The organism is Marinicrinis lubricantis (assembly GCF_042658665.1).
Lineage (GTDB): Bacteria > Bacillota > Bacilli > Paenibacillales > KCTC-33676 > Marinicrinis > Marinicrinis lubricantis.
This window is the reverse complement of record NZ_JBHSQV010000001.1, coordinates 13,318-36,288: the sequence shown is the minus strand read 5'-3', so window position 1 is coordinate 36,288 and position 22,971 is coordinate 13,318. Positions and strand designations below refer to the sequence as shown.

Here is a 22,971-nt window from a genome sequence, read left to right as displayed (position 1 = left end):
CTGCGAGAAACAATATTGACACTTCGGTTTTTGGCCGAAAAAAAATTATGTCGGAAAAAGGGAATGAAAGGCTCAGCTTTTCCTGACATAAGATCGAAGAAAAAAAGATCTTGTCGAAATTTATCCACACAACTAATATATAGTGAATAAACATATACAAGATATAAAACAGTTGTTCACATTATTATCCACAGGCTGTGTATAATATTTATGATTGAATTCTTATATCCACATTGAAAACAACATAATCATATCAGATTAACGCTTGTATTTCAATGGATTCCGGCAATTTATCCACAACCACTAGAAATTGTGAATAAAAGTTATCTACAACACTACATATTGTTTATATTTTGTTGAGAATTCGACAGAAGCTTTGGAGTCCCGTCAAAATTATACACATGTGAATAATGAAATGGTGCTAAAAATGTTGTATGTTGCAATTGTGGATAGGATGACAGGTGCGCCCGGTTTAGAAATTCATCCACAAGTGGATTGGAAAATAGATGCGCCATGTCAAAATGAGGAATAGGATAGGCTGTGGATGAATCAGAGGATGATATATATGAGGGGAAATATGGTCGGGACAAAGGGATGGAGAAAAAGAGAGAGGGATGCAGAAAAAGAGGAAGAGTCCTGGTACGGATTGTCATATTGACTTTTTTGCAGGATGATGATTTAATTAAAAAAGGTGTTTTTTTGGCAAGCCGACTTTGTAGTGGTAAGATCAGCCTCGCAATTGAAGCTGCTCAAGCCCATGAAATACGGCAAGGAAATAAGCCGCATTAGGGGGTGCAAATCAATGAAACCAACATTCAAACCGAATGTGAGCAAGCGTAAGAAGGTTCACGGGTTCCGTAAGAGAATGAGCACGAAGAACGGTCGTAAAGTTTTGGCTGCGCGCCGTCAAAAAGGAAGAAAAGTATTATCTGCTTAATAAGACCACTGCACGTGGTCTTTTTGTCATTTAGGCAGCTGTTTGTCCAATTGTAAACGGGTATATCCTGATGCGGTTTGGAGAGAATGTTTGAAAATTGCTTTGGTGCTGGAGAGAACATTGTGCAAAAGAAGTATAGATTAGCGAAAAGAGAACATTTTCATATCGTTTTTAAATACGGAAAATCGGTAGTGAACCATCAGTTTGTGCTGTACTACCGATCTAGCCGGCATATTGAACACTTTCGATTGGGTGTTTCCGTGAGCAAAAAAATTGGAAATGCCGTTGTGCGAAATCGAATCCGCCGTAAAATGAAGGAGATTGTGCGACTGCATAAGGATGAGGTCGCCCGCGGGTATGATTTGATCATGATTGCAAGAAAGCCTGTGACCGAGATGGATTATCATCAGATGGAGAAGAGTATCCTTCATATATTAAGGAAGGCTTCTATTATTAATATCGGTAAAAAAAACACGCATCGAAAGTCGTCAACTTTATCTGCTGATGAGACGACTACATAGCATCTTTATCCGATGGCCTGAAGATTCACTTTGATCCCTGAGAGCGTTATGGGTATGCAGCTCATATGTTAGGTACGATTATTCAGAATATGTAGCTTTGCAGAGTGCCTGCAGGGATTGGTTTTCTTATAGATAGAAAAGTTTTTTTTGCACCTCAAGTATGTTATATTTTATGTTGGCGGCAACGTTTTAGCTGTGACCCGAATGATAGGAGGAATATTGTTGTCTCGTAGAAAAAAGTGGTACATACTATCGGCTATGCTCCTGATCGTAATGGTGCTGTCAGGCTGCAGTCCGACGGGTACTCAAACAACGACGGAGGATATGCTGGAGGGCGGATTCTGGTCGAAGTTCTTTGTGTATCCGATTTCATATTTGTTAGATTTGTTCGCAGACCTGTTCGGCAATCAGTACGGATTGTCCATCTTACTGTTAACGCTGATTATTCGCTTCTTGGTGCTGCCTCTTAATATTAAGCAGTATCGGAGTTCAAAAGCGATGCAGGCACTACAGCCTGAAGTGAAGGAAATTCAAGCGAAATATAAGGATGATCCGAGAAAACAGCAAGAAGAGACGATGAAGCTGTTCCAAAAGCATGGGGTGAATCCTCTAGCTGGATGTTTCCCGATCTTGATTCAAATGCCGATTCTCTTTGCTTTGTTCCATGCCATCAGCTGGAATAGTGAAATTGCTGAGCATACATTCCTTTGGCTCCAATTAGGGGAGAAAGATCCATACTTTGTTCTGCCTTTGTTAGCGGCGCTGGCGACTTATGTTCAACAGAAGGTTATGCAGGCTAGCATGCCTACAACACAAAAAAATCCAATGCAGAACATTATGTTCATCTTCCCGATATTGATTTTCGTCATGGGGATGTCTTTACCTTCTGCATTACCGTTATACTGGTTCTACAGTAACCTATTCACCATTGTACAGACTTACTTTTTATATGGCAGACCTGCTAAACAGGAGGAGGTTCCCCAAACTCAGCCGCAAGGCAAGAAAGGGCCGAAGAAATCAAAATCTCCTGGACGCAAGAAAAAGTAAGGGGGGTTTGACCTCATGAAAACAATGACAGTATCCGGAAAAACGATTGAGGAAGCCATTCGTTCGGGCTTGTCTCGGTGGAATGTTTCAGAGGATCGAGTGAAGGTCCAAGTCTTGGAGCATCCTTCGAAAGGATTGTTCGGTTTTATTGGTTCGAAGGAAGCGAAGGTGCAGCTTGAATTGCTTCCAGATCCGATTGAAGAAGCGCTTCAATTTGTTCAAGATATTATTCGTTCGATTTCGCTCCATGTTCAAGTCGTCCGGGAGGAACGGGGAGGTCAGACGGTTCTCCATTTGACTGGACCAGAACTGGGCATTTTAATCGGACGCCGCGGACAAACTTTGGATTCTCTGCAATATTTAGTGAATATCGTGGCAAACCGTTACTCGGACAAGCATCTTCGAATCGTGGTGGATGCAGAGCATTTTCGTGAGCGTCGAACTCAAACTTTGATAGAGCTGTCTCAAAGACTGGCGGATAAAGTGATTCGAACGGGCAGGGATGTGGTTCTTGAGCCGATGACTCCTCAAGAACGCCGCATTATTCATACGCATCTGCAAAACCATCCGCAGGTCAGAACGTTCAGCAAAGGTGAAGAACCTAATCGGAGAATTGTCATTACATTAAAATAGAGGTTTCCATGGTCCGTTCACATCAACGGAATGCAATGACTAAGGTGTATTTTATAGTCATTGCATTTTTTCTTTTTTTGCGGGCCATTTGTGTTATACAATATTGAAATAAGAAACAATAATGATAATGAATTCATGGTTATTGTAAACATAACCTGTGTGTTTCAAAATAGAATGGATAACGTCCCGTGAAGAGGGCTGGAGATTGTTTTTTAACGATCTCATTGGAGGTGTGGTTATGGTATCCGATACGATCGCAGCCGTTGCTACTGCTGTAGGAGAAGGAAGCATCGCGGTCATTCGGGTCAGCGGTCCTGATTCGATAGATGTAGTAGATCGGGTGTTCAAGACGAAACGGTCTTTGAAAGACGCCGATACGCATACGATTCATTATGGACATATCTGGGATCCGGATACGAATGAATCGATAGATGAAGTGTTAGTCAGTGTCATGAGAGCACCTCGTTCGTTTACGATGGAGGATGTGGTTGAAATCAGCTGTCATGGCGGTATTGTATCCATGAAAAAAGTGCTTGATGTTGTGCTTCAACATGGAGCCCGTCTTGCGGAGCCCGGAGAATTTACAAAACGGGCATTTTTGAATGGCCGCATTGACCTGACACAAGCGGAAGCTGTCATGGATTTGATTCGCTCAAAATCGGATCGGGCGTTTGGTATTGCACGTAAGCAATCGGAGGGATCGCTCTCCAAGCAAATTCAAGCTCTCAGACATGTACTCGTAGAAACGATGGCACATATTGAGGTCAATATTGATTATCCGGAGCACGATGTCGAAGAATTGACCAATGCATTTATTCGGGATAAATGTACGGAGGCGCAGGCTGAGATTGAACGATTGCTAAAGACGGCTGGCCAAGGGAAAATGCTGAGGGAAGGGATCACGACTGCGATTGTTGGACGTCCTAACGTAGGAAAATCGTCGTTGTTAAATGCACTGACACAGGAGAATCGGGCGATCGTAACAGATATTCCCGGAACGACAAGAGATGTCATTGAGGAATTTATTACTATAAATGGAATTCCCTTGAAGTTATTAGACACTGCCGGTATCCGTGAAACTTCGGATGTGGTCGAGAAAATTGGGGTTGAACGCTCCAAGAGCGCATTATCAGAAGCGGATTTGATTTTATTCGTACTGAATCATAATGAGCCTCTCAGTTCTGAAGAGCTTGAATTAATGGAGCAAATCCGCCATCGTCCGGTGATCGTTATTGTGAATAAATCGGATTTGCCTCGCCGCCTCGGTCTAGAACAGATTCAGAATACGTTAGGCGAGCATCAGATGGTTCTGATGTCGATGAAGGAACAGAAGGGAATGGAGCAGCTGGAGATGGCTATATCGGATCTGTTCTTCAGCGGTCAGCTTGAAAGCAACGATTTGACATATGTCACTAATTCTAGACATATAGCGCTCTTGAAACAGGCTTATCAGTCTTTATCGGATGCGATTCATGGTGTGGATATGATGGTACCGATTGATATGATTCAAATCGATGTCAGAAATGCATGGGAACAACTAGGTGAAATTACAGGAGATACGGCAGCTGAATCCCTGCTGGATCAAATTTTTACGCAATTTTGTTTGGGAAAATAGATGTTGGGAGGTATTTCGGATGGAACAATATGTAGCCGGTCAATATGATGTCATCGTTATCGGCGCGGGTCATGCGGGGTGTGAAGCCGCGCTCGCCGCTGCCCGAATGGGCTGTGAAACATTGCTGCTCACCATAAATCTGGATATGTTGGCTTTCATGCCTTGTAATCCGTCTATTGGCGGTCCGGCCAAAGGTCATGTTGTGCGGGAAATTGACGCGTTAGGCGGAGAAATGGGTAAAAATATCGATAAAACCTTTATTCAGATGCGAATGCTGAATACGGGCAAAGGGCCTGCTGTACATGCACTGCGTGCTCAGGCGGACAAGTTTTTGTATCAACACATGATGAAAGAAACCATTGAACGGACAGAGCATCTGACGCTGCGCCAAGGAATGGTTGAAGAGCTCATCGTAGAGGATGGCTCGTGCAAAGGGGTTGTCACGAAGACCGGAGCACAATACTTGGGTAAAGCAATCGTATTGACGACTGGGACGTATTTACGCGGTAAAGTAATTATGGGTGAATTAATGTATGAAAGCGGTCCGAACAATCAGCAGCCCTCCGTTAAACTGTCCGAAAATTTGAAAGAGCTCGGATTTGAGCTGGTTCGATTCAAAACAGGAACGCCGCCAAGAGTGCATAAAGATTCGATTGATTTCTCGAAGACGGAAATTCAACCAGGTGATGACAAACCGAGATTTTTCTCTTTCGAAACGAAGGAAGGTCCGAAGGCAGAACAGCTGCCTTGCTGGTTAACTTATACTTCAGCGGAAACACACCAAATTATTAATGATAATTTGCATCGTGCGCCGATGTTTTCTGGTGCTATTGAAGGGACGGGCCCGAGGTATTGTCCTTCCATAGAGGATAAAATCGTTCGCTTCGCAGATAAGCCGAAGCATCAGATTTTCTTAGAGCCAGAAGGTCGGAACACGTCGGAATATTATGTACAAGGATTATCGACAAGTATGCCGGAAGATGTGCAGCTGCGCATTCTTCGTTCGATTCCCGGTTTAGAGAAAGTAGAAATGATGCGTACCGGATATGCGATCGAGTATGATGCGATGGTTCCTACACAGTTGAAGCCTTCGCTTGAGACCAAACGTATTGACGGCTTGTTTACAGCAGGGCAAATCAATGGCACATCGGGGTATGAAGAGGCCGCAGGCCAAGGAATTATGGCGGGGATTAATGCTGCACGTAAAGTACAGGGGAAAGATCCTGTCATTCTTGAACGTTCTCAAGGGTATATTGGTGTATTAATAGACGACTTAGTCACGAAAGGGACGAATGAACCTTATCGACTACTGACCTCAAGGGCGGAATACCGTCTTTTACTTAGAAATGACAATGCCGATCTGCGGTTGACACCAACCGGATATGAAATCGGTCTGATCTCAGAGGAAAGATATCAGCGATTCTTGAAGAAAAAAGAAGCGATTGAAAATGAGATAGAGCGATTACGAACAACGAAAGTTAGACCTGAACCGGAAGTACAACAGCTGCTTGAATCGGTTGGTACGGTTACATTAAATAATGCCGTTGAATTGATTACGCTGCTCAGAAGGCCAGAAATTACGTATGAGCATATTGAACAGATGTCTCCACCTGATCAAGTGCTGGACGAGGAAGTGAAGGAACAGGTAGAAATCCAAGTGAAATATGCGGGCTACATTGAGAAGCAGCTGCAGCAGGTGGAACGTCTGAGGAAGATGGAGAAGAAGCGGATTCCTGAAGGGATGGATTACACTCAAATCCATGGGATTGCAATGGAAGCTAGACAAAAACTCCAACAAATCCAACCGATTTCAATCGGTCAAGCTTCACGCATTTCGGGCGTAACTCCTGCGGATATCTCCATTCTGCTCGTTTATCTAGAAAATTATCATAAAACGTTAGCTGCTAAAGGTTCGTAACATGACGGATATGATTCAGCAGCAGTTTGTTGGATGGCTCCATGAGAAGGGGCTGGATGTATCGGCAGAGCAGTTGGAACAGTTCGAGCTTTATTATCGGATATTGGTAGAGTGGAATGAGAAAATGAACTTGACGGGGATTACAGAGAGAGCAGAGGTATATGAAAAACACTTTTTCGACTCTCTGACCCCCGCATTTGAAATGGATTTTACAGGTGAAATGAAAGTGATTGATATCGGATCCGGCGCAGGATTTCCAGGTATCCCATTGAAGATCATGTTTCCTCAGCTTAGCTTGACGATTCTTGATTCATTGAATAAACGCATCCAATTTCTCCATCATGTTGTTTCAGAGCTGCGGCTGACAGATGTTCAATGTGTTCATGGCAGAGCGGAGGAATATGGTCGCAACATTGCATTTCGTGACCGTTATGACGTCGCTTTTGCACGAGCGGTTGCGAGACTATCCGTACTCAATGAATTTTGTTTGCCCTTTGTAAGAGAAGGGGGGACCTTTATCTCGATGAAGGGTTCACAGGCGGACGAGGAAATATCCGAAGCGGAGTTTAGTATCAAGGTTTTAGGTGCCAAGTTAGATAGAACAATCACTCTTACACTTCCAATTGAGAAATCAGTAAGATCGATTATTTTGATTCGAAAAGTAAAAGGCACGCCTGGAAAATATCCTCGCAAGCCTGGTCTTCCTTTAAAACAACCTCTAACAGCTAAGTAAATGTTTCACGTGGAACATATTACTGGAAAAGAAGAAACAGCTGTAGCCGTCAAATCGTAATAATATAGATTGGCAAGCAGGATTTTATATAGGCGACGGAGAAAAAGTATATTATATTCACCCGTGTGATATTCAAATAAAGCCCCTGATGTAGGGGCTTTATTCAAGCAATAAATTTTGCGTTTCTGCGATCATATTGTCATGTCATATTCTAAGCGCAATTAAAGAAATTCTTCAGCACACTAGAGGGATAGTGGAGAATGACTGTGCGTTGGATCAACACATACATAAGTACCTTGCCATAATGGGATGGGGCGAAGAAACGTATAGATTAGATTCAGATTGAATTGGGATGAAGATAGGTGGTATGGGGAAATGAAAGAACAGTTCTCAAGAATTTTCGGTTTTGGAGAGAAAGGACAAACGCAAGAGGAGCAGAAGGATGAAGTTAGACAGCTTCCGATCGATGACATCGTACCTAGTCCTTATCAACCTAGAACGATTTTTGATGATGAAAAAATTGATGAGCTTTGCCAAACTATCAAAACCCACGGTGTCATTCAGCCTATTGTCGTTCGAATTCGTCAAAATCATTATGAAATTATTGCTGGTGAACGGCGTTATCGAGCGGTAAAAAAATTAGGAATGGATCATATTCCAGCGATTATTCGAGAGTTTAATGATTCTCAAGCCGCATCAATCGCTCTGATTGAGAACTTGCAAAGGGAAAATTTGACCTCCATCGAAGAAGCAGCAGCATACCAGCAGTTAATTGAATTACATAGCTTAACGCAGGAAAGTTTGGCCCAGCGGCTGGGGAAAAGCCAATCAACGATTGCGAATAAGATTCGCTTGCTTCAGCTTAGTGATCCCGTTAAGGAAGCGCTGTTGGAACGCAAAATCACAGAGCGCCACGCAAGAGCTTTGCTATCCTTACCTGAAGAAGAATTACAGTTGAAGGTTCTTGAAGATATTATTACAAAGGAGCTCAATGTAAAGCAGACCGAAGCGAGGATACAATTCTTAAAAATGGCGAAGCAGAGTTCGAAATCAAAACGAATTTCTTTCTCTAAGGATGTTAGATTGGCTTTGAACACGATTCGTCAATCGGTTGATATGATTGTGGGAACGGGTATGAAGGTGGAAAAGGACGAGAAGGATACTGAGGAATATTATGAGATTACAATAAAAATTCCTAAAAATAAAGCTTGATCCACGTTATTTTGCGGCAACTATTGCCGCTTTTTTGTCTTATGGGGGTGTTATGAAATTTTTGAAATGATGAGCATAATGTCCTTCGTGGACATATGTTTATTGTTTTCCATGTTTTTAGGAGCATGACCTGTGTTAGTTTTAATTGATAAAGCTTCCTAGCATCTGATAAAATACTATAGTGCGCTATTTTGTAAGGAAATAAGTTTTTTGGGGTGAGCATTTTGTGTAAAACCATAGCCATAACCAACCAGAAAGGTGGAGTTGGGAAGACGACAACCTCTGTCAACCTAGGCGCATCATTGGCTACCTTGGGAAAAAGAGTTCTGCTCGTCGACATTGATCCGCAGGGGAATACAACAAGTGGAATCGGGATAAATAAAGCGGATGTGAACCATTGTATTTATGATATTATCATAAACGATGTTCACCCTAAAGATGCGATCGTAGAAACTAACATTGATAACCTGAAGGTCATTCCAGCGACAATACAATTGGCTGGCGCAGAAATTGAATTAGTTCCTACCATTTCACGTGAAGTTAGACTGAAAAAATCACTCCAACTCGTGAAGCACATGTTTGATTATATATTAATCGATTGTCCACCATCCCTCGGTATTCTTACCATTAATTCATTAACGGCTGCTGATTCTGTCATTATTCCAATACAATGTGAGTATTATGCTCTAGAAGGATTAAGTCAATTACTGAATACCGTTCGATTGGTACAAAAACATCTCAACACTTCACTTCAAATTGAAGGGGTGCTGTTGACCATGTTAGATGCCAGAACGAATTTGGGCATTCAGGTGATAGAAGAAGTGAAGAAATATTTCCAGCAAAAGGTGTATCAAACGATTATCCCGAGAAATGTTCGTTTGAGTGAAGCGCCCAGCCATGGTCAGTCCATCGTTACGTATGACCCTAAATCTAAAGGGGCGGAAGTGTACTTGGAATTAGCGAAGGAAGTGATCCTAAGTGAATAGCAAGCGTTTAGGAAGAGGCTTAGATGCGCTCATCCCGTCATTAAATGTGAATGTTGATGATAAGGTAGTGGAAATCCCGCTTAGTCAATTAAGGGCGAATCCATATCAGCCTCGAAAGCAGTTTAATGAAGAAGCGATTAAGGAATTAGCTGAATCTATAAAAGAACACGGTGTTATCCAGCCAATCATCGTACGTGCCGTTTTGAAAGGGCATGAGATTATAGCCGGTGAACGCAGGTGGCGTGCTGCTCAACAAAGTGGTTTAGCAACCATACCTGCGGTTGTCAGAGATTTTTCCGATCGTCAAGTCATGGAAATTGCCCTCATCGAGAACATTCAGCGTGAGGATTTGAATGCGCTGGAGATTGCTCAAGCTTATCAAGGAATAATGGATTCCTTTTCTTTAACACAAGAAGAACTTTCGGCCAAAGTGGGGAAGTCCCGTTCGCATGTAGCTAATTTTTTGCGATTGCTGCATCTGCCTGAAGAAGTGAAGGATTATGTTTCACGTGGAACAATTTCGATGGGTCATGCGCGTGCCATTGCAGGCGTCGATGATAAACAAGCGAAAGTACAACTAGCTAGAAAAGTGGTTCAGGATGGATGGAGCGTACGTCAGCTTGAAGAAGCGATTCAACAGCTGCAGCAGAACGAGAAAAAGCCTGCGAAGACGAAGCCGAAAAAGGCAGACCCATATCTGAACTTTGCTGAGGATCAATTGCGGACAAGATTTAAAACAACGGTAAAAATTAAGCAGCAAAAGGACAAGGGGAAGATCGAATTCAGCTATTATTCCAAGGAAGACTTGGAAAGGCTGCTTGAATTGCTCGAGGTTCAAATGGAAGCCTAATTTCATATTCTGGTCTTAATAGCATGCCTCATCGTTGACAGATTTCATACAACAGGAGGTGTGCTATTATTTGTAAGGAGAGAACATCATCATGATTTATTTGGATAATGCAGCCTCCTCCTGGCCGAAGCCGGCGGGTGTTACAGAAGCGATGGTGCGAGTGATGAACGAATGCGGTGCGAACCCCGGACGTGGAAGCCACCAAATGGCTGTGCAGGCTAGCCGCATATTATTTGAGACAAGAAGAAAGGCAGCGAGGTTGTTTGGAGTGCATAATCCGAATGACATTTCGTTCACATTAAATACAACGATGGCGCTCAATATTGCAATTCAAGGTTTTGTACGGGAAGGCGATCATGTCCTTTGCACAGGGATCGAACATAATTCTGTACGTAGACCGCTTGAAATGTTAAAACGAAACAGAAGAGTTCAGATCACTTATGTTCAAACGGATTCAACCGGTCAAATTCGGTTGGAGGATGTTGAAAAAGTCATACAGAAAAATACAACATTAATCGTGTGCAGCCACAGCTCCAATTTATTAGGGACTATTTTACCTGTAGATAAAATTGCGGCCATCGCAAAAAAACATGGAATTCGGCTTTTAGTGGACGCAGCTCAAACTGCTGGCTGCTGCTCTATCGATGTGGAGGGGATGGGGATTGATATGCTGGCGTTCCCCGGGCATAAAGCGCTGCTCGGTCCACAAGGGACGGGGGGATTATATATTCACCCGGACATTGAACTGAATCCACTCCTTTACGGCGGAACAGGAGGAGATTCGGAAAACATCGACCAGCCACATATTCGCCCAGATCGTTTAGAAGCGGGTACGCAAAACACACCCGGTATTGCCGGACTTGGTGCGGGAATCGATTATGTGCTGCAAGAAACGGTGGACAAAATCTATGAGAAGGAATGGATGTTAACACAGTTTCTCATGGATGGTCTGCAGGGGATTAATGGAATACAAATCATTGGCCCGAAAATGGGGGAAGCTAAGACAGGTATTGTTACCTTTCGGATGCATGGAGCCTCGAGCTCTGAAATCGCCTTTATGCTGGATCGGAATTATCAAATCGCCGTTCGTTCCGGCTTTCACTGTACGCCACTCGCGCACGAAGCGGCAGGGACGAAGGATACGGGAGCTGTCAGAGCGAGTTTCGGATGCTTTAATACAAAGGAAGATGCACAAGCGTTGGTGGACGCTATGAAAGAGATTAGACATCATTTCGTGAAGTAGATGGGGGAGCAGCCAAGAGATGGATCATATGATGGAACAAAATGCGGAGTGGATTTTACTTGCTGTTGCAGCAGCACTATGTATCTTATTTATCATCATCGTTCTTACGCTATGGGTAAAGCTGGGTAAGCTTAGAAAGTTATATATGAAGATGCTGGGCGGTGAACCATCGTCAAACTTAGAGGAATTATTGATACGCATTCAAGAACAATTGAAAGTCGATTCGGAGCGGTTAAAGGAACACGATCAAGCAATAGAACGCATCAATCAGAAATTGAGAAAAATGAAAGGCAACGCCGCGGTCATACGCTACAGTGCTTTTTCGCAGCAAGGAAATAATTTAAGTTTTTCCATGGCGATCGTAGACGAAGAAAGCAGCGGCGTCGTCCTCAGTGGAATTCATACAAGGGAAGAATCGTATGTATATGCGAAACCGGTTGTCAACGGCCAGTCTGAATATGCCTTGTCCCCTGAGGAAAAAGAGGCGCTTCATCAAGCATTGATAAAGAAGGATTAACAGCGGCGTATCGCTGCTTCATTGAGGCGGAGAGTCCATCAGCGATGACATCCGCCATTCTCATGACGAGACTGAGTCGTGTGTTCTGCAATACGAAATATTCCATGAAGCCGCCCACATTGACGATGCCTGTAATGTGAATGTCCCCAACAGGTGGAAGCTCTTTATTCACGCCCGCACCTGGTTTTACAGCTCCTTCTGCGATTTGCACACACCCGATACTGCTGACTTGTCCAAGACAAGCGTCAATGGCAATAATAAAGGGTTGAGTGTAAGATTGTTTAATGTGCTCGATAGTTTCTCGCAAATTCATGGCATGTACGGGTTCATCCAACGTACCATAAATAGAAGTATGTCCATTAAGCAACCCTTTAAGCTTTGTGCCGATCATGGGCCCCAAGCAGTCACCCGTAGAGCGATCCGTACCTACACATACGATGACGATGTTTCGATCAAGGTGTACATGGCTTAAAAGGGCGTTCAACGTTTGGATAATCGTGTTCAGGCAATCAGAATCGGTATGGAGAATTTTGCACGCTGCTTGTTTGCTTTTTTTATTAGATAGAGGTAAATTCATGTTTGTAACCTCCTGGACCGTTAAACATGGTAAAATAGTGTGGACGAGTTGCGGCGTCGAGACAGGGGCAACAGCAATCGTAATGATGAAGCCCCAAGTTTTTACTAGTATACGGTTCAATTAAGAGATTTATACCCTGCAGGCTGGAAGAAGTTAATTGGTTTTTTTTAATGAGGGATGCCTTTTCTCTGAAAGGATGAGGATACATATGGAGCTGATTATCGCATTTGATTCGACGCAGCAGGCACTGCGGGCGGAGATGCTGTTAGAGTATGCGGACATCGAAATAGACATTCGGCCGACACCCAAAGAGATCACTGCAGGATGCGCGTTGTCGATCGGCTTCTATGAAGCGGATGAAGCGAAGGTAAAGACCATTCTAGACGATGAAAAGGTAGAAATAAAAGGCATCTTTAAATATACGGAATCCGGCTATCAACCTATCAAGGCATCTTAAAAAGCAAATCAAAGAGAAGGAAGGGATGAACAGATGTTGGAGAAGCAAAGCAGCTTTGAACAGTTTAAAGATCGAGTAATCGATTATTTTACAAATCCGGAAACGTGGCTCACATTCGGGGCGGTACTGTTTAAAATCATCATTATTCTTGTATTAGCTAGAATCGTCGTTAAAGTAAGTCATCGTGCCGTAAACCATATGATGCAGGAGAGAGAGCGGAATCCGCTTAAATTCAGCGCCAGAAGATCGCAAACGATCGGCAGACTAATAAATAACGTAATCAGCTATATCGTTAATTTTATTGCTTTGATGCTGGTGCTCAGCCAACTCGGATTTGAACTGATGCCATTGCTAGCGGGAGCAGGTGTTCTTGGCTTAGCGATCGGCTTTGGCGCGCAGAATTTGGTCAAAGATGTGATCACGGGTTTCTTTATAATTTTTGAGGATCAGTTTGGTGTAGGAGACACGGTGCAAGTCGGAAACTTTAAAGGGACGGTAGAGGAGATCGGTCTACGGGTTACGAAAATAAAAAATTGGACGGGTGAGGTTCATATTATTCCGAATGGATCGATAACAGAAGTGACTAATTTCTCGATCCATAATTCGATTGCTGTGGTTGATGTCAGCGTCGCATACGAGGCAGATATGGATCTGGCCATGCAGACGATCAGGGAAACAGCTGCTAAAGTGTGTGCTGCAGAAGACAGCGCCGTCAAGGAACCCGAGGTGCTGGGTGTGCAGTCGCTGGGGGCATCTGAAGTCATTATCCGCGTGACCGTCGAATGTTTGCCGAATACGCATTTTGCGGTGGGCAGGAAGCTGAATGCTGAACTGAAAAAGGCGTTAGAGGATAAAGGAGTAGAAATTCCGTATCCGAAAATGGTGATGATCAGTAGAAGAGAAAATGAAACAGCTTAAGGCGGAAAGGGAGAAGGATGTCTATGGAAAAAAAGTCGTTTGCACTAGGGGATCGTGTTCAAATGAAAAAAACGCACCCTTGCGGAACGAATGAGATGGAAATCATCCGAATGGGAATGGATATCCGAATTAAATGCACTGGCTGCGGACACAGCGTGCTTATGCCTCGATCACAGTTCGAGAAAAAACTGAAAAAGGTATTGAAAACGGCCGAGCAAATCGAGGCGGAAAAGCAGGCAGAATAACCTTAAAACGAATTGTTGTTTTGGCAAAAATAGACGTTGCACATGCTGATTTGGATGTGGTACAATAGGCATTGTCCCTCGGTTGAAGAGCAGGACAAAGAGGAAAGGTACCCAAGTGGTCCAAGGGGGCTGACTCGAAATCAGCTAGGCGTCATCAGGCGTGCGTGGGTTCGAATCCCACCCTTTCCGTACCTAATATCATCAGTACAGCGACTCCACAAGGGGTCGCTTTTTTGTGTTTCAAAGTATTTTTTTTGAATGGCATGATAATGCCCTTGCTCTGCAGAAGGTGAAAATCCTTAATGAGAAGCTGGCTGCGCCTTGGGCCCGACGAATGATTCGATTGTTTCGATGGGATAGGAATCGAAGAATCAATATCGGTTTATATTTGACAAATTGTATTATCTAAATGCGTTTCTTAAAAGTATGTAAAATCGCTATTTCGTCCCGGAAATCATATTCACGGCAGTCCATCGTATGCTAAACTGGAAAATATGGCTTTATCTGACTTGGAGGTAACGAACGTGATGAACCCATCACATAAAATCGTCATTATCGGAGGAACGGGAAGAGCAGGACGACATATCGCGGCAGAGGCGCTGGACAAAGGGTATCAGGTTCGAATGCTAATACGGAATCCAGATAAACTATCAAATAAAGATCCGCGCATCGAAATCATTCGAGGAACGATCGAAGATACTGATATAAAACAGCTGCTGAAAGGGTGCGAGACGGTAATCAATACATTCGGTCAGCCGGCAAAAAGCAAGCCGATTTACAGTAGACTTACGCAGAGCATTCTTCAAACGATGCAGGAGCTACATATCAAGAGGTATATTGGCGTAACGGGCGGTTCATTAACGCTAGAAGGGGATCAGAAAGGATTCATCAATAAAATAGGGGCTAAAATATTTCAGCTCTTATACGGCGAATTGCTAAAGGATAGGCTCCAGGAATGGAGAATATTGAATGAGTACAAGCAGATCGAATGGTCGATGGTCCGCCTTCCCTTCATAGTAGAAGGAAGCAAGGGAGGCGTGATAAAGGAACATTTGACGGATATGCCGGGTACGAGGATTACAAGCGGGGACATTGCTGAATTTCTTGTCAGGCAAATACATGATAAAACGTATGTTCATCGTTCTCCTTTTATCGCAAATAAACGAAGAGACAAGCTGTAATCACGCAGTATCTCATTAAAAAGAACGGTAGGGGAAAGATGGTTTTAAAAGATCATTGAACATGATAAACTGGAATAAATATGAAGTAAATAACGGTAGGAGAAACGACAGAAGCCGATAACAACTTGCGCATGCGGTCATTGCATCCGATGTGCGTGGGATGTTGTTGGCTTTTTTAGCTGAATGGAAGCTTCTGAGGGCAAAGCTGTTCTAATGGAATCGACGGGGAGGGGTAACGATGAGCATGACTTTTTCAGGAAGAAGAAGGACAGAAACATTAACGTGGATGCAGGAGAACAAGCATGACGTGTTGATCATTGGAGGAGGAATTACAGGGGCGGGGATTGCGCTTGACGCCGCTTCAAGAGGCTTTAAGACTGCGCTGGTTGATATGCAGGACTTCGCCGCGGGAACCTCTAGCCGTTCGACCAAGCTGATTCATGGAGGGCTGAGATATCTAAAAAATTTAGAGTTCGGCGTAGTAGCAGAAGTGGGAAAAGAGCGGGCGATCGTATATGAGAATGGACCGCACGTGACAACACCGGAGAGGATGCTGCTTCCTTTTTACCGGGGAGGGACATTTGGGAAATTTCAGGCTTCGCTGGGCCTTAGATTATATGATTTTTTGGCAGGGGTAAAGAGGCAGGAGCGGCGGGTAATGCTGTCCGCAGAGCAAACGCTTGAGAAGGAGCCGCTGCTGAGGAAAGAAGGCCTGCTTGGCGGAGGATCGTACGTCGAATATCGGACGGATGATGCCCGCTTGACATTGGAGGTGCTCAAGAAAGCTGTGGAATGCGGAGCACGGGCGGTCAATTATGCAGAGGTTGAACAATTGCTGTATGACCCCAATGGCACATTGATTGGCGTACAGGTGAGGGATAGGTTAAGCGGTAAGCCTTATCACATACACGCGCGCTATATCGTGAACGCGGCAGGCCCTTGGGTCGATCAGCTGCGCGAGAAGGATCAATCGAAGCAGGGGAAGACACTGCACCTTACGAAGGGGGTGCATCTTGTTATCGATGGCAGGCGGTTTCCACTTCGGCAGGCGGTCTATTTTGATACGCCGGATGGGAGAATGGTGTTCGCCATTCCTCGGGAGGGGAAGACGTATATCGGTACGACAGATACGAATTATAAGGGGGATTTGTCTGACCCTCGGATTTCGGATGACGATGTGATGTATTTGCTGCGAGCAGCAAATGATATGTTTCCTCGTTTAGAGCTTACAAGAGCCGACATTGAATCAGGATGGAGCGGACTTCGGCCGCTCATTCATCAGGAAGGAAAAGATCCCTCCGAAATTTCACGGAAGGATGAGATTTTCGAATCTCCCTCGGGACTCATTTCGATTGCCGGTGGGAAGCTGACCGGTTACCGTAAGATGGCGGAAACGATTGTTGATTTGATCTGCAGGCGGGAGCGAGGCCAAGGAAGGGAAGTGCGCGAATCGATGACGAGAACGCTGCCGATCTCCGGCGGCGATGTCGGGGGATCTGCTGGATGGATGGCATATGTAAAGCAAGCGGCTATGGACGGGGAACAAGCCGGGTTGGATGCGGAATCGGCCTGCAGGTTGGCGCGAAAATACGGTTCTAACGCGAGGCAAGTATTTCAGCAGCTCCGGGATCATAAGGAGACAGCGGCGAAATACGGGCTGCCTAACTCGCTTTTTGCTGAAGTGATGTATGCGATCGCGCATGAGATGGCTGTGAAGCCGGTTGATTTCTTTATTCGCAGGAGCGGCGCACTGCTGTTTGACATCGAGACGGTTCGGATGAATAAGATGCCGGTGATCCGCTTGATGAGCCGCCAGCTCGGCTACACCGAAGCCGAGGAAAAGGCGTATATAGAAGAACTGGAGCGGGAACTTATCTATATCGATCAATTGAGAGCGAATTAAATGAAGAAATGTCACAGGCGGATCTCCACCCGCAGTTACCCCAAAATTTCAATCACCCATGACACCTGAGCTGAATATACTATGAGCAGCAGCTCCGTCAGGTTGAAAGGAAGTGAGGTCATTGCAGCGGCATGAGCGTAATGTTACCGTAAAGCCCACAAAGGTGTATTTACGGAAAGTGCTGTTTTATTGGATTGGGGTCGGATTAGGCGCGATCGCTGAATGGCTGGGATACATGTAAGCCCAAACGTTCATCTTCGGATGAGGGTTGGGCTTTTTTTTATTGCTGCCTGTTAGGCAGCGAAAAAATTTCAACCTGAGATCGAAAGAATGCCTCCTCAAAAAACATTCTTATTTCCTTTACATTAAAAAAGAAAAAAGAATGAAATGAGGGGTGTATGTATGAAGAAGATAAAGCGTTGGACCATCACCATGCTGTGTGTGATGCTGGCCTTATTTGCAGCGGCATGCGGCAACAACGGCAATAGCAACAATGGAAACAGCGGGAATAACGGGAATGGATCGGAAACCGTAAGCGGTATGGAAGGAGGCAGTAATCAAGGAGAGGAGAAGGAATCCACTGAGCTGACCTTCTGGTCTTTAGGCAATAACGGATACGAGGCGTTGGTCGAGGAGTGGAATCAGGCGCATCCGGACATTCAAGTGAAGGTGCAAAACACAGGAGACCAAACGGCACACCATAACAATATGTTGACTGCACTTTCCGCAGGGTCAGGAGCGCCGGACATCTTTATGCTGGAAATTGCATTCGTTGACAAGTTCCTTGAAGCAACGGATAAGTTTTACAATTTGTATGATTTAGGGGCTAAAGATATCGAAGGCGACTATTTGGAATGGAAGTGGCTGCAGGCCAGCTCGAAGGATGGCAGCTTCCAGCTTGGAGTTCCGACGGATATTGGCCCTACAGTGGCTTATTATCGGGCAGATTTAATGGAGCAGGCGGGACTGCCGACAGAGCCTGAGGCATTCTCGGAAGCGATCAATACTTGGGACAAATTCGCGGAGGTAGGCAAGCAGTTTACGGAGAAAACAGGCGTTCCATTCACCGATTTAACGGACTTGCTGTACAATGCGGTGCGCGATCAAAGCGACGGTGAGATTTATTTCAGCAAGGAGGATGGCTCGTTCATCGGGGAAGATAATCCACAGGTGAAGAAGGCGTTTGATTATACGGTCCAGGCCATTCAGGAAGGCTGGATCAGCAACTATGTCTTATGGTCTCCGGAATGGTATGAAGCGACTAATCAAGGCGGATTTGGCGTGATGCTGGCTCCGTCATGGATGATTGGAACGATCAAAGGGAATGCACCGGATGCAGCAGGAAAATGGCGCATTGCTCAGCTGCCGGAGGGATCTGGAAACTGGGGAGGTTCGTTCCTGACGATACCGAAGGAAGGAGACCATCCGGAAGAGGCTTATGAATTCATCACATGGCTTGCAGGTAAAGAAAATCAGCTCAAATCGTTCCAAGCTGCCGGATTGATGTCATCCATCCCTGAATTGTACGAGGATCCCGAATTTTCCGGATATCAAGATGAGTATTTTGGAAATCAGACTATCGCAGAGCAGTTCGCAGAGGCTGCTTCCCGTATTAACCCGATGTATTACGGAGGACTTCACGATACGGTGGACACTTACTTCAAGAATGCCCTGCGAAATGTCATCGAAAAACAGGCCGATCCGCAGGAGGAGTGGGAGGAAGCAATCCGTCAAGCGGAGCAGCTGGCTAAAAGGGGATAACGGATCTGCGAAAGGATCCGGGCAGACCGTAAAAGGCTGCCCGGACCTTTTGCGCGATCACAGTGCAAATACAATGAACAAGGAGGTCTTGAATCAATGAAACCACAGCCAGCGGCAAGCTCCGCAGTCATGGCGAAACGCTCTTTCTGGACGGAGAGGAGAAGAAGCAGCGGCGCCGCATATTTATTCATTTCTCCATTTTTCATCCTATTTGCCATATTTGGGGTATATCCGATTTTCTTTACAATCTATTTATCGTTCTTTAAATGGAACGCTCTTGGACCTATGGAATATGTAGGATTGCAAAACTATCAGTTCATCTTGGAGGATCCAACCTTCTGGACGTCATTCTACAATACGATATTGATCGGCCTGATGGGCACGGTGCCGCAGCTGATCATCGCGCTGCTGCTGGCGGTGCTGCTCAACTCCGCCGTTACAAAGTTTAGACAGGCCTTTCGAATGCTGTATTTTATGCCGAATATTACGTCGATCGTCGCGGTTACGCTGGTTTTCAGCACGTTCTTCGGAAATAACGGCATGATCAATCATTTTTTTGAATGGCTTGGCTTTTCTGCGGTGCCTTGGAATTCCGGATGGTGGGGGGTCAAAATCGCTATCGCCGTCATGGTGCTGTGGAGATGGATCGGATACAATACGATCATTTATTTAGCGGGGATGCAGAGCATCTCCGGTGACTTGTATGAAGCGGCGAAGATGGACGGGGCCAATCGCAGGCAGCGGCTCTTTTATTTAACACTGCCGCTCTTAAAGCCGTTTGTCCTCTTTACCGTGCTGACTTCGACGATCGGAAGTCTGCAGCTGTTTACCGAGCCGTATGTCTTTCTCGGTCAATCCGGGACGGGCTCAACGAGACAGGAAGGCATTACGATGGTCATTTATTTGTACAGCGAAGCATTCCGCAATTCGTTCTTCGGCACAGCAGCGGCAACGGCAGTTATTTTATTTCTTATTACGATTCTATTCTCCATCTTGAACATGTGGCTGTCTAATCGGCTCGGTTCTGGAACGAAGGGGGCTTGATACCCATGCAAACTACGACTGCAGGTGAAAGAAAATCAGCTTTCTCCAAGCTGACTTATCATATCGTTCTATTGCTCGGGGCATTGCTGTCTATCTTTCCGTTCTACTGGATGCTTGTCATTAGCACGAACGACCGCAGCGCAGCCTTTCATGTCCCGCCGATCCTGTCTGTGGGAGATCAATTTTTCCAGAACTTTGATCGTGTACTGGAGCGCATAGAATTTTTTGAGGCATTAGGTAATTCGGCTTTTGTCTCGTTTGCCACGACGATCTCCGTACTGTTCTTCTGCAGCTTGGCCGGCTTTGCATTTGCTAAATTCCAATTTCCAGGCAAGAAGTGGCTGTTTCTGATCGTTCTCGGGACGCTGCTCGTTCCACAGCAGCTTAGCGTACTGCCCAATTATGTCCTCATGTCCAAGCTGGGCTGGATTGATTCCTTTAAAGCCATTATCGTTCCAGGGATGGTGAATGCGTTCGGGATCTTCTGGATGCGGCAATATATCGAATCTGCGGTGCATGATGAAATGATCGAAGCGGCTAGGGTGGATGGAAGCGGATATTTTGGCATCTTCCTGCGTATGGTGCTTCCGGTGATTACACCTGCACTTGCAACACTCGGGATCTTAACGTTCATGAACGTCTGGAATGATTTTTTCTGGCCGCTGGTCGTGCTGAAGAATGAATCTAATTTCACGATACAAATTGCGCTGCAGCAGCTATCCTCCAATCGCGATGGTTTGGATTACGGAATGATCATGTCAGCAACTTTTGCCGCAACCGTTCCACTCATTATCGTGTTTCTCATATTTAACCGCTGGTTTATCAGCGGGCTGACCTCCGGAGCCGTAAAAAGCTGAAATTGCTTCTGTTTTTGGGTGAAAAAGGAAATCCGGTGAAAAGGTAGAAATTGTATCCATAGTATTCGCGCCAAGAGGGGGAGCATGGATGAAGCTGCGAAAAAAGTTTATGTTTGCTTTTATTTTGCTGGTGCTTCTCCCCGTCGCATCTATGGGAATGATATCGTACTGGCTGTACTCGAATTCGATGGAGAAGAAAACGAGTGATTTTTATTGGATCTCTCTGCAGGAGACAGACCGCAAGCTAGCTTATGCCTTTAGTGAAATTAATGCGATCTCCGATCTGGCGGTGACGCAGCCCGTACTGCAGCGTACGCTCAAAAACGGGGCCAGTGAATTATCGGAAAAGACGGTGCAGGAGCTTGTGAAGCTCATTATGATTCATCCTAAAATTACATCATTTACGCTGCTTGCTGAGGATCAGGTGATCTACAGCACATTATCCGATCCGTATGATGCCGCCATCCGCAATGAAGACAGGATGGAACAGGTGCGTCAGATGAAAGGAAAGCCGCTTTGGCTAGGTCCGGGGGAGGGAGGGGAGCAGGAACAGGGCGATGTCCAGCCGCTGCTTCATATTCGAACGGTGAAGGATTATTATTCGCTGGAGGATATCGGTGTCCTGCTGCTAACCGTCAAGCCGGAAATATTGGATCAAGTGCTTTGGGATGCATCCACCTTGGATCAGGGAGATATTCTGCTGGTCAACGAGACGGGTCAGGTGCTGTTCAGCAAGTCCGGACAGCAGATCGGCGAGAAGGTCTCGTTCCCGTTCATTCATGAACCGACAAAGGATAAATACATGGTCGAAACGTTTCGCGGAGAGGAGAGCCTGATTACTCATTTGCCGTCTCATCGTGAGGGCTGGCATGTGGTGGCGTCGACACCGATGGAAGTCATTCAAGGGGAGACGAGATGGATTCGAAATACGGCCGCGTTGCTCATTCTATTATCGCTGTTTACCGCCCTGCTGTTCGATGAATTGTTCGTAGCTAAGCTGGTGGGGACGATGATTCGTACGGTCAACGGGATGAAGAGAGTGGAGCAGGGTCATTTTATGCAGGTACAGAGCGAAGGGAAGATTCGCGACGAAGCATCGATGCTGACAGCAGGCTTCAACCGGATGAGCATGCAAATTAAAGAATTGCTGGAGCAGGTGAAGGAAGAGCAGAGAAAGAAGAAGGAGGCGGAAATGCAGGCGCTCGTCTCCCAAATTAATCCCCATTTCATCTATAATTCGCTGGAATCGATCAACTCCTTGGCTGTACTTCATGATAATAAGGATATTAGCAAGATGGTCATTTCTCTAGGCAAGCTGCTTCGCATCAGCATCAGTGAGAATCAGGAGCTCATTCCTTTGACGATGGAGCTGGAGCATGTGAAGCATTACTTGAACATTCAAAAATTTCGCTTTGGCGATAAATTCGATTACACTATTACGATACCGCCAGAGATGAAAGCGCTTCTATCGCAAAAGCTGATTGTCCAGCCGATTGTGGAAAATGCACTATATCATGGAATTGAGCCGATCGGCGGAAAAGGGATGATACACATTGAAGTGAAGGAAGCGGGAGAGGATGTGCAGATCTTGGTTGCGGATAATGGCCCCGGCATGCCGCTTCAGCAGCTGGAAACGAATTTTCTGGATAACGCAACGGCTAAAGTGCGACACAAGGATGGGGGAGTCGGTCTGAAAAATGTGCATGAAAGAACACGGATCCGGTTTGGCTCGCCATACGGCATTGTCGTCTGTTCTGCACCCGAATTCGGGACGACGATCAGTATTCGCATTCCAAAGATTGTATCTTAATTTTCT

At 45.2% G+C, this 22,971-nt stretch carries 23 protein-coding genes and 1 tRNA gene; 23 read left to right on the top strand and 1 reads right to left on the bottom strand.

Translation table 11 applies throughout. The features are described from left to right. Positions 1-540: 540 nt before the first annotated feature. The 13 genes from ACFPXP_RS00200 (at position 541) to ACFPXP_RS00140 (ending at position 12,212) form a co-directional block, all read left to right on the top strand. Positions 541-789, top strand: coding sequence for a hypothetical protein (locus ACFPXP_RS00200; protein ID WP_379891277.1), 249 nt, complete (start codon positions 541-543; stop codon positions 787-789). Positions 790-802: 13 nt separating this feature from the next. Further along, a complete protein-coding gene (gene rpmH / locus ACFPXP_RS00195) occupies positions 803-937 on the top strand; it encodes a 50S ribosomal protein L34 (RefSeq protein ID WP_040735642.1) in 135 nt (44 codons plus the stop codon). Positions 938-1,059: 122 nt separating this feature from the next. Further along, positions 1,060-1,458 carry a ribonuclease P protein component gene (rnpA, locus tag ACFPXP_RS00190; RefSeq protein WP_379891274.1) on the top strand — a complete coding sequence of 133 codons (399 nt, stop codon included), beginning with the start codon at positions 1,060-1,062 and terminating at the stop codon, positions 1,456-1,458. 204 nt (positions 1,459-1,662) lie between these two features. Further along, on the top strand, positions 1,663-2,505 hold the full coding sequence (yidC, locus tag ACFPXP_RS00185) for a membrane protein insertase YidC (protein ID WP_379891272.1): 843 nt from the start codon (positions 1,663-1,665) through the stop codon (positions 2,503-2,505). A 15-nt stretch (positions 2,506-2,520) separates the two neighbouring features. After that, the gene (jag, locus tag ACFPXP_RS00180; RefSeq protein ID WP_379891270.1) at positions 2,521-3,138 is read left to right on the top strand and encodes an RNA-binding cell elongation regulator Jag/EloR; all 618 of its coding nucleotides are present in this window, start codon (positions 2,521-2,523) and stop codon (positions 3,136-3,138) included. Between the two features lie 238 nt (positions 3,139-3,376). Beyond that, entirely contained in the window at positions 3,377-4,753 is a 1,377-nt protein-coding gene (gene mnmE, locus ACFPXP_RS00175) for a tRNA uridine-5-carboxymethylaminomethyl(34) synthesis GTPase MnmE (protein ID WP_379891299.1), read from the top strand. A gap of 19 nt (positions 4,754-4,772) precedes the next feature. Further along, the gene (gene mnmG / locus ACFPXP_RS00170; protein WP_379891268.1) at positions 4,773-6,671 is read left to right on the top strand and encodes a tRNA uridine-5-carboxymethylaminomethyl(34) synthesis enzyme MnmG; all 1,899 of its coding nucleotides are present in this window, start codon (positions 4,773-4,775) and stop codon (positions 6,669-6,671) included. A 1-nt stretch (position 6,672) separates the two neighbouring features. Next, positions 6,673-7,404: a 16S rRNA (guanine(527)-N(7))-methyltransferase RsmG gene (gene rsmG / locus ACFPXP_RS00165; RefSeq protein WP_379891266.1), complete on the top strand. Its 732-nt coding sequence runs from the start codon at positions 6,673-6,675 to the stop codon at positions 7,402-7,404. Between the two features lie 375 nt (positions 7,405-7,779). Then, positions 7,780-8,616 carry a nucleoid occlusion protein gene (gene noc, locus ACFPXP_RS00160; protein WP_379891264.1) on the top strand — a complete coding sequence of 279 codons (837 nt, stop codon included), beginning with the start codon at positions 7,780-7,782 and terminating at the stop codon, positions 8,614-8,616. A gap of 224 nt (positions 8,617-8,840) precedes the next feature. Further along, a complete protein-coding gene (locus tag ACFPXP_RS00155; RefSeq protein WP_379891262.1) occupies positions 8,841-9,602 on the top strand; it encodes a ParA family protein in 762 nt (253 codons plus the stop codon). Continuing rightward, positions 9,595-10,452, top strand: a complete 858-nt coding sequence (locus tag ACFPXP_RS00150) for a ParB/RepB/Spo0J family partition protein (RefSeq protein ID WP_379891260.1) — start codon at positions 9,595-9,597, stop codon at positions 10,450-10,452. Before ACFPXP_RS00155 ends, ACFPXP_RS00150 begins: the two co-directional genes overlap by 8 nt. Before the next feature lie 91 nt (positions 10,453-10,543). Continuing rightward, a complete protein-coding gene (locus ACFPXP_RS00145; protein ID WP_379891258.1) occupies positions 10,544-11,695 on the top strand; it encodes an aminotransferase class V-fold PLP-dependent enzyme in 1,152 nt (383 codons plus the stop codon). Between the two features lie 19 nt (positions 11,696-11,714). Then, on the top strand, positions 11,715-12,212 hold the full coding sequence (locus ACFPXP_RS00140; protein ID WP_379891256.1) for a DUF4446 family protein: 498 nt from the start codon (positions 11,715-11,717) through the stop codon (positions 12,210-12,212). On the opposite strand, the gene yyaC is transcribed toward ACFPXP_RS00140, so the two are convergent. Next, on the bottom strand, positions 12,136-12,789 hold the full coding sequence (gene yyaC, locus ACFPXP_RS00135) for a spore protease YyaC (RefSeq protein WP_379891254.1): 654 nt from the start codon (positions 12,787-12,789) through the stop codon (positions 12,136-12,138). The two genes, ACFPXP_RS00140 and yyaC, sit on opposite strands and share 77 nt — an antisense overlap. 208 nt (positions 12,790-12,997) lie before the next feature. Here yyaC and ACFPXP_RS00130 point away from each other — a divergent pair, with 208 nt between their 5' ends. The 10 genes from ACFPXP_RS00130 to ACFPXP_RS00085 all read left to right on the top strand — a co-directional run bounded on the left by ACFPXP_RS00130 (position 12,998) and on the right by ACFPXP_RS00085 (position 22,965). After that, positions 12,998-13,246: a DUF3343 domain-containing protein gene (locus ACFPXP_RS00130; protein ID WP_379891252.1), complete on the top strand. Its 249-nt coding sequence runs from the start codon at positions 12,998-13,000 to the stop codon at positions 13,244-13,246. A 33-nt stretch (positions 13,247-13,279) separates the two neighbouring features. After that, the gene (locus ACFPXP_RS00125; RefSeq protein ID WP_379891250.1) at positions 13,280-14,164 is read left to right on the top strand and encodes a mechanosensitive ion channel family protein; all 885 of its coding nucleotides are present in this window, start codon (positions 13,280-13,282) and stop codon (positions 14,162-14,164) included. Positions 14,165-14,187: 23 nt separating this feature from the next. Continuing rightward, positions 14,188-14,409 carry a DUF951 domain-containing protein gene (locus ACFPXP_RS00120; RefSeq protein ID WP_379891248.1) on the top strand — a complete coding sequence of 74 codons (222 nt, stop codon included), beginning with the start codon at positions 14,188-14,190 and terminating at the stop codon, positions 14,407-14,409. 101 nt (positions 14,410-14,510) lie between these two features. Next, a tRNA-Ser gene (locus tag ACFPXP_RS00115) sits at positions 14,511-14,598 on the top strand. Between the two features lie 338 nt (positions 14,599-14,936). Then, positions 14,937-15,590, top strand: coding sequence for an NAD(P)-dependent oxidoreductase (locus tag ACFPXP_RS00110; RefSeq protein ID WP_379891297.1), 654 nt, complete (start codon positions 14,937-14,939; stop codon positions 15,588-15,590). A 244-nt stretch (positions 15,591-15,834) separates the two neighbouring features. After that, positions 15,835-17,493, top strand: coding sequence for a glycerol-3-phosphate dehydrogenase/oxidase (locus tag ACFPXP_RS00105; RefSeq protein WP_379891295.1), 1,659 nt, complete (start codon positions 15,835-15,837; stop codon positions 17,491-17,493). Positions 17,494-17,895: 402 nt separating this feature from the next. After that, entirely contained in the window at positions 17,896-19,254 is a 1,359-nt protein-coding gene (locus ACFPXP_RS00100) for an extracellular solute-binding protein (RefSeq protein ID WP_379891246.1), read from the top strand. A gap of 96 nt (positions 19,255-19,350) precedes the next feature. After that, the gene (locus ACFPXP_RS00095; protein ID WP_379891244.1) at positions 19,351-20,298 is read left to right on the top strand and encodes a carbohydrate ABC transporter permease; all 948 of its coding nucleotides are present in this window, start codon (positions 19,351-19,353) and stop codon (positions 20,296-20,298) included. A 5-nt stretch (positions 20,299-20,303) separates the two neighbouring features. After that, complete coding sequence (locus ACFPXP_RS00090; protein ID WP_379891242.1) at positions 20,304-21,155, top strand: carbohydrate ABC transporter permease; 852 nt, start codon at positions 20,304-20,306, stop codon at positions 21,153-21,155. 88 nt (positions 21,156-21,243) lie between these two features. Beyond that, positions 21,244-22,965 carry a cache domain-containing sensor histidine kinase gene (locus ACFPXP_RS00085; RefSeq protein ID WP_379891240.1) on the top strand — a complete coding sequence of 574 codons (1,722 nt, stop codon included), beginning with the start codon at positions 21,244-21,246 and terminating at the stop codon, positions 22,963-22,965. The last annotated feature ends 6 nt before the right edge of the window (positions 22,966-22,971 follow it).